Source organism: Psychrosphaera algicola (assembly GCF_028401425.1).
GTDB lineage: Bacteria > Pseudomonadota > Gammaproteobacteria > Enterobacterales > Alteromonadaceae > Psychrosphaera > Psychrosphaera algicola.
The window spans coordinates 415,801-428,877 of sequence record NZ_JAQOMS010000002.1 but is presented as its reverse complement, the minus strand read 5'-3'; the positions used below and the strand labels follow the sequence as shown (position 1 = coordinate 428,877).

The window sequence follows — 13,077 nt, the reverse complement described above, 5'->3', positions numbered from 1 at the left end:
ATGAAACCTGTAAATACTGCGACGATAGGTGCTATCCAAGGTAAGGCTTTGTTTAGGGTCAAACATTTAAATTTCCTTGACGTATAAAACCGGCCGAAATATAAGGCACCATTCGATCTAAGATGTCGTCAAGGTAAAGCTCTGTATTAAAATCGGCTTTTACAATATCTGTCAGCGCATCAGATGCCGACAAAGTGAATGATGTTGTGCCTAACGCAAAATGTAAATGCCAAAATAATTCTTCTTCAGACAATTGTGGGCAACTTTGATGAAATGCCTGACGGATGAATCGTAACTCGGTTTGATATTTGTGGGTAATAAAGCCTCGCAAATGGCCTTGTGAATCAATATAACCTCGACCAAGTAACTTAAGAAAGTAGACAGTTCCACCATCATTTATTGAATTTAAGGTTAATAATGGTTGTTTAAAAATGGAAAATATCGCGCTTATACTTGGTTCTTCTTTTTGTTTTGAAGTTGTTTTAGATTTGCAATAATATCTGGCATCAATTGAGATAGATACCTATCGATAACTTCAATGGTTAACGCTTTTTTGAACCAAAATGATAGTTAACCGATGCCAAATTTACATTTGCTCGATTCGTTATTTGTCGCATGGATGTTTCTGCATATCCGTGTGTAGCAAACAAATATTCTGCCGCATTTAAAATTTTAATTTTGGTTGAATTCATGGAGTAATACTTTTGTTTTAAACAGGCGTTTAGAATAGAACGAAATATGAATTCTATCAAAATTAAGTTGTTATGTTATTTATCTACTAAGCTTTTACTAAGCGTTTAAATACGAATGGAATTAACCGAATGGACAAAAAATATTACGTAGCATTAATTTGTGCTGTTTTAGTGTGTTTAATTGTCCCGTTATTAAAATTATTTGACGGTGAACATTTGAAACTTAAAGAGGAATTTACGCAGACCCGATATAATTTTCAGAAAGTTTACGGTGCAATACAGCCTATTCCGACCATCATTGAAATTAACAAAGAATGGGTAAGTTTAGGTAAAGCCGTATTTCATAGTCCGTTGTTATCTAAAGACAATACGGTTTCATGTGCATCCTGTCACCTAATTGATTATGGTGGTGATGATGGTTTTCCAGTATCGACGGGCATAAAAAATCGAAAAGGTTCTAGAAATTCACCCACCGTATTGAACGCCGTATTTAACTTTAAGCAATTTTGGGATGGTCGTGCAAACACGTTAGAGGAGCAAATGCTTGGCCCTATTCACAACCCTATAGAGATGGGCACTACCTGACCAGAAATTATTACAAAGCTTAAAAATGATGCGTATTTTGCAAGTCAATTCTCAGAGTTGTTTGAAGACGGTATTACGCAAAAAATATAACGCAGGTGATCGCCACATTCGAAGAGTCGTTAATTACCCCAGGTTCAGCAATTGATCGGTTTATTTTGGGTGATAGCAACGCATTAACGATACAGCAACAAAGAGGTTTACACTTGTTTAAATCTTACGGCTGCACAACGTGTCATCAAGGTATTAATATAGGTGGCAACATTTTTCAAAAATTTGGGCGTTTGCAACACGTTCCACTTGGGCTTAAAACTGACCTGGACGTTATGCTATTACCAATGACCCTAATGACAATCATGTTTTTAAAGTACCTTCTCTGCGGAATGTTGCTGAAACAGCGCCCTATTTTCACAATGGTGAAATCGCAACATTGGATGAAGCCGTAAAGATAATGGCAAGATCACAGTTAGGACGGGAGTTAACATCGACAGAAATTGAAGACATTGTCGCATTACTTTATTCGTTTAGTGGGCCTCGGGTAGAGGTTGATTAATATGAGTATATTTAAATATCTACCTGAAGCTCTTTGTTTGTCTTTACTGGCATATTTTGCAAACAATGGAAGTCAAGCATATCTAGATAGTCAACATTTATATGTGAACTTGGAAAAGTTAAAAACATTAGAAATGTTATTACCAAAACATCAAATTCAATTATTGAACGTCAATTTTAGTGACTATAGGTCCACTATGATAGATTTGCCCAGTTAGATTCGCAAATTGAACAAGCTGCCAAAGACTTAGAAAATAAGACTCAACTGCAAACGCTCATTCGAAATTATTCATCAGGTACATCTAAATACATTCAATTAGTCACAATGTTTAAAACGTCACTACGACTAATTAGTGGTTATGAAACTAGTGCATTTGTGGTTACAAACAGCGTGATACAGCAGGGAAAAATAGATGTTTTTAACTTTCTAAATAACCCAACGAGCCGACTGCAACAAGCAATAATGACACGATTAAATTCATTTGATTCAACACAGTTGACGCTATCAGAATTGAACCATTGGAATTTATTTAGACTGCATAGTCTATTTGTTTTGGAAAATTACCAACAGTCAGCAACGCAACGGCAACACTTAATAAACCTTCCTATTATTAGTAATGTTAACAAAGCTGTAGAAACCGAATATCTTAATATTACACGGTCACAACGAACGTTGATTACTGCAACTTCAGCCAGTATTTTGTGCCTATTGCTATTGCTTATAATCGTGTTAAAACGTCAACAGATGAAATTAAGGCAGACGTCTGAATCATTAGAACATGCCGTAGAAATCAAGAGCCAGTTTCTCGCCAATATGTCCCATGAAATACGAACACCTATGACTGGGATTATTGGACTCATTGAGTTAACACTTAAAACAACGTTGATGCCTCAGCAACGCGCCTACTTAGAGAAAGTCGACTTTTCTGCAAATGCCCTACTCACTATCATTAACGACATTTTAGACTTTTCTAAAATAGAATCTGGCCAGCTCAGTATCGAAAACATTACTTTTGAACATATAAAACTGTTTGACAGTCTTAACATTATGTTAGGTCGTGTTGCCGAGGATAAAGCAATAGAACTTATTTTTGATATTTCCCCAGATGTACCAAAAACCCTTACCGGAGACCCAGTTAGAGTTAACCAAATTTTACTTAATTTGATGAGCAATGCAGTGAAATTTACTGAACATGGACACGTCATATTGCACGTTAATTTGGCTCAATACGATGATAAAGACTGGATCTGTTACCAAATAGAAGACACGGGTATCGGTCTATCCACTGAACAACAACTGAGGTTATTTAAACGATTTTCTCAAGCAGACCATTCAACGACTAGAAAATATGGCGGCACTGGTCTTGGATTAGCAATCGCAAAATTATTGGTTGAGTTAATGGGAGGTCGAATTTGGGTAGAAAGCGAATTGGGTTCGGGTTCGAAATTTAATGTAGCGTTACCGCTTATCGAATTAAAATCAAAAATTGAGCCCGATAGCTTACCCGGCTTACGAATGTTACTTATTGAAGATTATGAAGTGACTCAAATTGTTATAAGCAAAATGGCCAATCATTTTAAAGTTGACGTTGATATCGCCACAACAATTTCAGAAGCCTTAACTTTAGTAGAAAAAATCATTATGACCTTGCACTAGTAGATTGGAATTTAAAAGGAGAATCTGGTCTCGACTTTATTGTCGCAATGGAAAACCATGCAAATCGCCCTGATTTATTGGTCATATGTAGTGCATACAGTAAAGAGTACATAGAAAACCACGCAAACGTAGCATTTACCGGCCAATTTCTGCCTAAGCCCGTAACAATGGAAAGTTTGTATCAGATATTAAAAATAGCAAAAGAAAAAAACCATAGCGAATTAGACTTTATCGGAAAATCTAACCAGTTAGTCAAGGAAGTACCTAACAATCAAACGACGGTATCTAAATTAATTCAAAAAATATTGCTAGTTGAAGATAATAAAATAAATCAAATTGTTGCAATGAATCTTCTACAAAGCCTTGGTTTAACAGTTGATTTAGCAGAAAACGGCAAAGAAGCGTTAGAGGCGATAGAAAAATATGCCTACCGAGTGGTATTGATGGATGTTCAAATGCCTGTAATGGACGGGATAGAAACAACCAAAGTATTAAGACAAACGTACGAATTTGATGAACTAATCATTGTTGCATTAACAGCGAATGTCACCGAAGAAGAAGTCATTTATTATCAGAAAATTGGTATGAACGCGCATTTAGGAAAGCCCTACGAACTTGATAAAATACAAATTTTGTTAAGTAAATATTACCAATTATACGATGACGTTGAGTAATATTTAGGGCTACTTATCTTTGTTAAATTTAAACGTTTCTAAGGGTTCTGTAAGTACCTTTTGAGTTTAAAATCCTGTATTATACGCAACGCAATTCATACTTCGAATATAGAACCACAAAATAAGGCCCAATATGACCGTAAACAAATTTGACCCGACACAAACTACGACTTTAGAGACACCCAAAAAAGTCTTAGAACAACAGTCAAATAGCGCCAAAGAAGGTCAGCAAATAAACCTTGGTGCAGCTCGAATTGGTTTTATAAGCTTAGGTTGCCCTAAAAACTTGGTTGACTCAGAACGCATTCTGACTCAATTACGTACAGAAGGTTACGAAGTTGTTAATACATACAATGATTCAGATTTAGTCATCGTTAATACCTGCGGATTTATCGATGACGCAGTACAGGAATCTCTCGATACAATTGGAGAAGCACTTAAAGAAAATGGCCGTGTTATCGTTACAGGTTGTTTAGGTGTTAAAAGTGATGAAATTCGAGAAATACATCCAAATGTGCTTGCCGTAACAGGCCCACATGCCTATGAAGAAGTGTTAAATCAAGTTCATGAGCATTTACCAAAACCTGAACATAACCCTTTTGAAAACTTAATCCCAGATCATGGCGTTAAACTTACGCCTAAACATTTCGCCTATTTAAAAATATCGGAAGGCTGCAATCACAAATGTACCTTCTGTATTATCCCCTCTATGCGTGGTGATCTAGTTAGTCGCCCAATTGGTGAAGTTTTATCTGAAGCGGAGCGGTTAAAAGCAGCGGGTGTAAAAGAACTCTTAGTTATCTCGCAAGATACAAGCGCCTATGGTGTTGATGTCAAATATAAAATGGATTTTTGGAACGGCATGCCAGTAAAAACTGACATGAAAACGTTATGTGAAAAGTTAGGTGAATTAGGGTTATGGGTTCGCTTGCACTATGTTTACCCATATCCATCAGTTGATAAAGTCATTCCGTTGATGACGGAAGGTAAATTATTGCCATACTTAGATATTCCTTTTCAACATGCGTCTCCTAAAATATTAAAAGCAATGAAACGACCGGGACAAGCAGAACGAGTTCTTGAGCGCATCAAAAAGTGGCGTGAAATTTGTCCTGAAATTGTTATCCGCTCAACGTTTATTGTGGGTTTCATAGGTGAAACCGAAGAAGATTTCCAATTGTTGTTGGATTGGTTAGAAGACGCTCAACTCGACCGTGTAGGTTGTTTTAAATACAGCGAAGTTGAAGGTGCGGTCGCAAACGATTTAGCCGACCATGTGAGCGAAGATGTAAAAGAAGAACGCTATGCGCGTTTCATGGAGAAACAACAATTAATAAGTACAAATAAACTGAAAGCTCGCATTGGCAGCACGATGAAGGTGCTTGTCGATGAAGTTGATGAAGAAGGCGCAATTGGACGTACAACTGCAGACGCTCCTGAAATTGATGGTATGGTTTATCTCAATGGCGTATTTAATGTTGAAGCGGGTGATATGATTGATGTTCAGATTGAACACAGTGACGAATATGATCTTTGGGGAACACCAGTATAACGCGCTTTGTTGGGACTTTATAATCCCCCACTAAATACTGGGTTTAATTATATTTTTGTATGCCTATAATCATACACAAACTAAAATAAGAAAAAGTGACTAATGAGTGAAAACGACATTCAACTAAAAAAGGCGGGACTTAAGGTCACGTCGCCACGACTTAAGGTCCTTGAGATCTTAAAGTCTATTCCTGATGAACATATCAGTGCAGAAGACTTGTACAAATTAATGTTAGATCAAGACGAAGAGATTGGTCTAGCAACAATTTACCGAGTGTTAAATCAATTTGACGACGCAGGTATCGTTACGCGCCATCATTTTGAAGGTGGTAAGTCAGTATTTGAACTCAGCGATAAACATCATCACGATCATCTTGTTTGTTTAAAATGCGGCAAGGTCATCGAATTTGAAGACGACGTAATTGAAGAGCGTCAATTGATGGTTTCTAAACGCTACAATGTGAAGTTGACTCACCACAGTTTATATCTATACGGCGAATGTAACGATACAGAAGCATGTGAAGACTATAAAAATAACAACTAACGTTCATTTTTAGTGTTTAATATTAAAAAGCAGCAATTAGCTGCTTTTTTGTATCTCATGTTTTAACGTCTATTAAATTTCTATCGCGTTAAAGGCTAAACATTCATTTCGCCTTCTCCTACTAAAGAATGTGGGTAGTCTTGGACTCTTTTTTGGAACGTAAAAATCGCTGAATTATTTATCTTACCGTTATCTATGTTAATGGCACGCTTAATCGTATCGTTTTTAAACCAACTGTCCCGCCCTTTTAACATGACTGGTATGTAAACAATTAGTGCTGCGGAGATTGAACGAGTTGCACTTTCCCAAAGATAACTCGGTGTATGATCAACTGCGTAATAGTCTGTTTGGTTATACCTAAACATCGGGTTTTTAAAAGTGGTCGGTTTGGCGAAAAGAAGCCCATGCCTTCATCACAACTCACGTCAATGATTAGACTATTGTGCTTCAGACATTCTTGTTCTGATTCAATTACAAAGTTGGTCGGCTTTAGGGTATTTTGAAAAGTGCCATTTACAATTATATCCGCTTCGCTTATCAATTCAGATAGTGGTCTAGAGGTACCGTCATGTTCAAAAACCATCATTCTGTCTTCGCCTTCTTTGCCATTTTTGACTCGGACATAATTACAATCTAAGACTTCTTCTCGAACTTCATCTTCAACTCGTTGAATACAGATAGTAATGTCTCTAAATCCATGGGCTTTTAAAGCGTAAATAGCGCCGCGACTAACTGCACCAAAACCAAAGATAATAGTCTTCCGTTGGTTACCATAATGGCCATCTATGCCTTTGAGTTGTAAAGCATGGATCACGGCGCAATAGCCTGCCATTTCATTATTTTTATAAAATGTATGTCGCCCTATCTGTCCAGTTGCCGACCAAACAAACATATCTTCAAAAGCAATTATTGTTAGTTTTCTATCAATGGCCGCCTGCGTAATATCTTGCTGTTGCACACAATGTGCATAACCCCATAAAGTACCGCCTTCTTTTAGCTCAAGTAAGTCTTCAAGAACGGGTTTAGCGATAATAACCGTCCCTATCTCTTTTAGAATTTCAGAACGTGTTGCTATACCACCTGTCATTGCCGCTATTTCTTCATCACTCATTCCAAATTCAATCCCATAACCTGTTTCAAATACTAACTGGCGGCGAAAAGATTCGGGTATTCTTGGTAAGTGTTCAGGATGGATAGGGAAACGTTTTTCATCTTGTTTTTTAGAAGTTCCAATGACTCCTACAATTAAGTTATTCAATTTGTCTTTCCTTTTATTAAATATTTAATAGGTGAGACGTCTGATAACGATATTTAGTGTGCCGCAATTATTATTTGGGTATTACGTATAAATATTTTAAGTAACGATTTAAAAATGATTTAAGGAAAGAGTATTAGAGCAGCGTACGAACATTAGTTGTAGAAATGAACAGCTGTATTTTGCTTTGATCAAGACGTGTCAAATAACCTATCGAGATGTGACACAAGATATAACTATAACACGTATCCGAAGGCAGAATTTACCTGCTTTTGAAGTTTATAATTTGAATGTATAAAAGTGCGATAAAACAGCCACCTAAGTTAACCAATCCGTAGCTCTAACTTAGGGGCAGACAAAAAATTTAACGCATGAAAAACGTCACTGGTTTTTGTTATCTAATATAAGGGTTTGTTTGTCTTTCATGACCAATTGTTGAAATATCACCGTGTCCTGAGATAAATTGATAATCATCTGGAAGCGTCATTAAACTTGAATGTATTGAGTCAATTAATGTTTGATGATCACCTCTTGGAAAGTCGGTTCTTCCCATACTGCCTTTAAATAATACATCTCCAACCCATGCTAATTTGTTCTCGTGATTTATAAAAACGACATGACTATAGGTGTATGGCACTGGACAATGTTTTACATCAAAGGTTAAGTTCCCGACAGTTACTGTGTCATCGTGTTCTAACCAACGTGTGGGAACAAAAGGTTTTGCCTCAGGAAACTGAAACATACGAGATTGGTCACTTAAGCGATCTATCCAAAATATGTCTTCTTGTTGAGGACCTTCAATAGGCAGGTCAAATTTATCTGCGAGATCTTTGGTGCCGCCGGCATGGTCAATGTGGGCATGAGTAATTAGGATCTTTTCAAGCGTTACGCCCAGAGCGTCTATTCGATCGACTAAACGTTCTACTTCGCCACTAGGATCGACAACTGCCGCTCTATTTGTTTCACTGCAAATAATAATGCTGCAATTTTGTTGGAACGGCGTTACTGGAATAATTTCGACTTTCATTTAAACAAACCTAGTTGGGACTTAATTTAGTTGGAAAACCATTTAAAAGAATGGGCAATGGAATTAATCGAATTCTACCTGAACCAGCAGTTAAAAACAGCCTAGAGTTGGATCTGGACGAACTAAAATTTAATAGAAATAACACTGGTAAGGTGAATTCAAATTGAATACATTGATAGCTATAAACTGGTTTCAACTGACATTAAGAGTGTTGTTATGTCTAAGCTTCAAAAAGAATTTTCGATTGCCAAAATAATTTATAAAGCAATGTCTCGGAAAAAGACCCGACGGAAGATTTCCGGCCATTTAGTATTCGCGTCAATAATTTTTATTGTCGACGAGCTCAGTTAGAAAAATTCACTAAAGGTTTCGCTCATCCAAATGAGCTTCCGAGTTTTGCATTTGTTGCAACGTTCAAATTAATTTTGCAATGCTTAGCGCAATCAAATATCACATCAAATTTGATGGGGCTCATCCATTTAAATTCAGACTTTAATATTGCTACTCCGCATAATTGGTTATTGCCGACTGATATAGAAGTGTCAATTAAAGATGTCACTAAAGATGAAAAAGGCCTTAATTATTTGGTCGTGACTAAGTTATTTCAAAACGGTGAAATAACGATCATCAATTCCAATAGAATGTTAGACAAAGATCCATCTTATCGCCCTAGCCGCTCTGCACCAGAAAAAAGCAAACTAAGTCACTTAGCAAAACCTTGGCGTCGACGGTATTGTCACTAAAAACAGCCTAGTATTATGCGTGGATGTCGAAGGATTTTAACCCTATCCATCTTCACCCTGCGTTAGCTAAACAGTTTGGGCTAAAACGTGCGTTAATTCACGGTATGTTCAATTTGCACTTTAGTTTAAAACACATCTTAAAAAGTCGAACCGAAAAAGTATCTTCAATAAAAGTGCAGTTTAATCGCCCGTGCTTTTTGCCAAATCAGATATTTTTGAAAAATTATACGGATACCAATGAATATGGCCTATTTGGTAAAGATCAGACGGAACGTTTTTTAAAAATAGAAATAGAAGATTTAGTTACCCAACAAACCGAGTCAAAATAGCTTAACTATATAAGTACGAGCATGTACTTTTTTCGATGTATGTTGTCGTCGCAGTTACCTAGTTACCTAGTTACCTAGTTACTCAAATTCGGGCATAAAAAAGGAAGCATAAGCTTCCTTTTTTCAACAAACTGTTTGCTATTATGCCGCTAAAGCTTCGTTCGCTTTAACAACTAATGCTGCAAATGTAGCTTGGTCGTGCACTGCTATGTCAGCTAGGATCTTACGGTCAACTTCAATAGACGCCTTTTTCAAGCCGTTCATGAATTTGCTATAAGATAAACCGTTTTGACGCGCTGCAGCGTTAATACGAGCAATCCACAATTGGCGGAAAACACGTTTTTTCTGACGACGGTCGCGGTAAGCGTATTGACCAGCTTTAGTTACTGCTTGGAACGCTACACGATAAACACGTGAACGTGCGCCGTAATAACCTTTAGCTGCCTTTAGTACTTTTTTGTGACTCTTGCGAGCTTGTACACCACGTTTTACTCTTGCCATTTTTCAGTCTCCTCTCTTAAGCGCCAGCTAACATACGATCGATTAACGGTTTATCAACCGCTGAAACCATAAGTTTGCTACGTAGATGACGTTTACGCTTAGAGCTCTTTTTAGTCAAAATGTGACGTAAGTGAGACTGTTTACGTTTGTAACCGCCAGAAGCAGTTTTTTGAAGCGTTTAGCCGCTCCACTGTGAGTTTTCATTTTAGGCATAGCCTGAACTCCGCATTGTTAAGTTTAATAATAGTAATAAGGCGAGACGACTAATAAATTAATCGAGCTACTTTTTAAAGGCCCTAATTACTTGCTATGTTAACGACCTAGTTGGTCTTAACAGGCGCGAGTACCATGATCATCTGTCGTCCTTCAGCTCTTGAAGGAAAAGATTCAACATTGGTTATTTCTTCTAAATCTTTTTCACGCGATTTAAAAGTGCAATACCGATATCTTGATGAGCCATCTCTCGACCACGGAAGCGGATCGTGACTTTCGCCTTGTCCCCAGCTTCAATGAAGCGACGCAGGTTGCGTAGTTTTACCTAGTAGTCGCCTTCGTCAGTCCTAGGACGGAATTTGATTTCCTTAACCTGGATCTGTTTTTGCTTTTGCGCTGCTCTTTCTGAGCTTTGCTCTTTTCATATAAAAATTTGCCGTAGTCCATTACCTTACAAACAGGTGGCTCTGCATTTGGGCTAATTTCAACCAAATCCATTCCAGCTTCAGTCGCTGTACCTAACGCTTCACTAATAGTAACTACACCTAGTGGCTCGCCTTCAACCCCGACTAATCTTACTTCTTGAGCAGTGATCTCATCGTTTAACCTGTTTGCCGCGACCTTTTGGCCTCGTTTGTTTTGCGCTCTAATGGCAAAATCCTCCACGAAATTAATATAAAAGAACGAAGCTATTTCTCATTTTTAAGCTCCGTTCATCAAATTTTAGAACCGATTATTTATGATTGCTAATCGTTTCTTTAATTAAGCCGACAAAATCGACTAAATCAATCGAACCTAAGTCTTCACCTTTTCGAGTACGAACGGCAACTTGACCAGATTCTTTTTCCTTCTCGCCCACAACTAACATATAAGGAATACGTTTTAATGTGTGCTCGCGGATTTTAAAGCCTATCTTCTCATTTCTCAAGTCCGAAATGACTCTAATTCCATTTAGTTTCAATTTTTCGGTGATTTCTTGCACATATTCGGCTTGTGAGTCGGTAATATTCATAACGACGACTTGTTTTGGTGCTAACCAAGTTGGCAACAAGCCTGCATATTCTTCAATTAAAATTCCAATAAAGCGCTCAAGAGAACCCAAAATCGCTCTGTGGATCATAACAGGCGTTCGTCTTTCGTTGTCTTCTGCAACATAAGTTGCACCTAAACGACTAAGGCATTGAGAAATCAACTTGGATTGTGCCACATTGCCAAGCACGACCTAAACAGTCATGTAAGGTAAATTCAATTTTAGGACCGTAAAACGCGCCTTCTCCCAGTTGGAAATCAAAATCCAGTTCATTTACTTTCAAAGCGTCTTCTAACGCTTTTTCTGCTTTGTCCCAGCTTTCATCTGTACCAACACGTTGTTCAGGTCGCGTTGACAGTTTGATACTAATATTTTCAAAACCAAATGTTTTGTAAGTATCAAAAACCATTTCTATACAGCTGCTGACTTCTTTTTGAATTTGCTCTTCAGTACAGAATATATGCGCATCATCTTGGGTAAATCCACGTACTCGCATTAATCCGTGTAAAGCACCTGAAGGTTCATTACGGTGACAACAGCCAAACTCAGCCATACGCAGTGGTAAATCACGGTAAGATTTAAGCCCTTGGTTAAATATCTGTACGTGACCTAGGCAGTTCATTGGTTTAATCGCGTATTCACGGTGTTCAGAACTTGTTGTGAACATGTTTTCAGCGTATTTGTCCCAGTGACCTGATTTTTCCCACAACGAACGGTCCATCATTAATGGGCCCTTAACTTCGTCGTAGTTGTATTCAACTAGTTTGTTGCGAATGAACTTTTCCAATTCAGTATAAATCGCGTAACCGTCATTATGCCAAAATACCATTCCATAGCGCTTCTTCTTGCCAATGGAATAGATCGAGGGCTTTACCAATTTTACGATGGTCTCGTTTTTCAGCTTCTTCAAGACGTTTTAAATACGCTTTAAGTTGCTTTTTGTCGCCCCATGCTGTGCCGTATACACGTTGCAACATTTTGTTGTCAGAATTACCACGCCAATAAGCACCTGCAACTTTCATTAATTTAAAGTGCTGACAGAACTTCATATTAGGAACGTGAGGACCACGACACATATCAACATATTCTTCGTGATGGTATAAACCAGGACGATCGTCACGTTCTATATTTTGATCTAAAATTTCAAGCTTGTAAGGTTCACCACGCGCTTCAAACGTATCACGCGCTTCTTGCCACGATACTGTTTTCTTAACAACATCGTAGTTGGTCTTAGCAAGTTGCAACATGCGTTTTTCAAGCGCATCAATGTCTTCCTGAGTTAACGATTTTTCTAAATCTAGGTCGTAGTAGAAACCATTTTCGATGGTTGGACCTATGGCCATTTTAACATCTGGGAACATTTGCTTAATCGCGTGCCCTAAAAGGTGAGCACATGAGTGACGAATAATTTCGAGTCCATCATCATCGCGTGCGGTGATAATTTGTAAATTAGCGTCAGCTTCAATTAAGTCACAAGCATCGATGCGAACACCGTCTATAGCACCCGCTATTGTTGCTTTAGCTAATCCAGGACCGATGTCATTGGCAACGTCCATTACTGAAACGGCATTTTCGAAGACACGTTGGCTTCCATCAGGGAGAGTAATTACAGGCATGAAATTTCCTTAGTACAGTGGCGGCGCATACGAAACGTCGCATATACAATAAAATGTGTTTTAATTTGAAAGCGCAAGAACAGATACTACCTATTCAAAGCTGCGCCTAAG

General features: G+C 37.9%; 13 protein-coding genes and 3 pseudogenes. 8 read left to right on the top strand and 8 right to left on the bottom strand.

What is annotated here, in order from left to right:
• Positions 1-58: 58 nt before the first annotated feature.
• Both PN838_RS02290 and PN838_RS02285 read right to left on the bottom strand, forming a co-directional pair.
• Positions 59-400, bottom strand: a complete 342-nt coding sequence (locus PN838_RS02290; RefSeq protein WP_272182495.1) for a hypothetical protein — start codon at positions 398-400, stop codon at positions 59-61.
• Between the two features lie 142 nt (positions 401-542).
• Positions 543-617 carry a TetR family transcriptional regulator gene (locus tag PN838_RS02285; RefSeq protein WP_272182494.1) on the bottom strand — a complete coding sequence of 25 codons (75 nt, stop codon included), beginning with the start codon at positions 615-617 and terminating at the stop codon, positions 543-545.
• Positions 618-821: 204 nt separating this feature from the next.
• On the opposite strand from PN838_RS02285, the gene PN838_RS02280 reads away from it, so the two are divergent.
• The 6 genes from PN838_RS02280 (at position 822) to fur (ending at position 6,252) form a co-directional block, all read left to right on the top strand.
• Positions 822-1,277, top strand: a complete 456-nt coding sequence (locus PN838_RS02280) for a cytochrome-c peroxidase (protein ID WP_272179649.1) — start codon at positions 822-824, stop codon at positions 1,275-1,277.
• Between the two features lie 95 nt (positions 1,278-1,372).
• Positions 1,373-1,720, top strand: a complete 348-nt coding sequence (locus PN838_RS02275) for a hypothetical protein (RefSeq protein WP_272179648.1) — start codon at positions 1,373-1,375, stop codon at positions 1,718-1,720.
• A 431-nt stretch (positions 1,721-2,151) separates the two neighbouring features.
• Positions 2,152-3,483 carry an ATP-binding protein gene (locus tag PN838_RS02270; protein ID WP_272179647.1) on the top strand — a complete coding sequence of 444 codons (1,332 nt, stop codon included), beginning with the start codon at positions 2,152-2,154 and terminating at the stop codon, positions 3,481-3,483.
• A gap of 47 nt (positions 3,484-3,530) precedes the next feature.
• Positions 3,531-4,157 carry a response regulator gene (locus tag PN838_RS02265; RefSeq protein ID WP_272179646.1) on the top strand — a complete coding sequence of 209 codons (627 nt, stop codon included), beginning with the start codon at positions 3,531-3,533 and terminating at the stop codon, positions 4,155-4,157.
• Between the two features lie 133 nt (positions 4,158-4,290).
• Positions 4,291-5,709 (top strand): 30S ribosomal protein S12 methylthiotransferase RimO, encoded by a 1,419-nt coding sequence (rimO, locus tag PN838_RS02260; protein WP_272179645.1) that lies wholly within the window; start codon positions 4,291-4,293, stop codon positions 5,707-5,709.
• 102 nt (positions 5,710-5,811) lie between these two features.
• Positions 5,812-6,252 carry a ferric iron uptake transcriptional regulator gene (gene fur, locus PN838_RS02255; RefSeq protein ID WP_215962913.1) on the top strand — a complete coding sequence of 147 codons (441 nt, stop codon included), beginning with the start codon at positions 5,812-5,814 and terminating at the stop codon, positions 6,250-6,252.
• A gap of 271 nt (positions 6,253-6,523) precedes the next feature.
• Here fur and PN838_RS02250 read toward each other — a convergent pair whose 3' ends face one another.
• Positions 6,524-7,510 carry a Rossmann-fold NAD(P)-binding domain-containing protein gene (locus tag PN838_RS02250; RefSeq protein WP_272179644.1) on the bottom strand — a complete coding sequence of 329 codons (987 nt, stop codon included), beginning with the start codon at positions 7,508-7,510 and terminating at the stop codon, positions 6,524-6,526.
• A gap of 391 nt (positions 7,511-7,901) precedes the next feature.
• On the bottom strand, positions 7,902-8,534 hold the full coding sequence (locus PN838_RS02245; RefSeq protein WP_272179643.1) for an MBL fold metallo-hydrolase: 633 nt from the start codon (positions 8,532-8,534) through the stop codon (positions 7,902-7,904).
• Positions 8,535-8,959: 425 nt separating this feature from the next.
• Here PN838_RS02245 and PN838_RS02240 point away from each other — a divergent pair, with 425 nt between their 5' ends.
• Both PN838_RS02240 and PN838_RS02235 read left to right on the top strand, forming a co-directional pair.
• A complete protein-coding gene (locus PN838_RS02240) occupies positions 8,960-9,277 on the top strand; it encodes a hypothetical protein (protein ID WP_272179642.1) in 318 nt (105 codons plus the stop codon).
• Between the two features lie 23 nt (positions 9,278-9,300).
• Positions 9,301-9,606: a MaoC/PaaZ C-terminal domain-containing protein gene (locus tag PN838_RS02235; protein WP_272179641.1), complete on the top strand. Its 306-nt coding sequence runs from the start codon at positions 9,301-9,303 to the stop codon at positions 9,604-9,606.
• A 141-nt stretch (positions 9,607-9,747) separates the two neighbouring features.
• Here the strand turns inward: PN838_RS02235 and rplT are convergent, their stop codons facing one another.
• The 4 genes and pseudogenes from rplT to thrS form a co-directional block, all read right to left on the bottom strand.
• Positions 9,748-10,107, bottom strand: coding sequence for a 50S ribosomal protein L20 (rplT, locus tag PN838_RS02230; protein WP_215962909.1), 360 nt, complete (start codon positions 10,105-10,107; stop codon positions 9,748-9,750).
• A gap of 16 nt (positions 10,108-10,123) precedes the next feature.
• Positions 10,124-10,320, bottom strand: a pseudogene (rpmI, locus tag PN838_RS02225) (50S ribosomal protein L35).
• A gap of 107 nt (positions 10,321-10,427) precedes the next feature.
• Positions 10,428-10,986, bottom strand: a pseudogene (gene infC / locus PN838_RS02220) (translation initiation factor IF-3).
• Positions 10,987-11,053: 67 nt separating this feature from the next.
• A pseudogene (gene thrS, locus PN838_RS02215) lies at positions 11,054-12,966 on the bottom strand (threonine--tRNA ligase).
• Positions 12,967-13,077 lie beyond the last annotated feature (111 nt).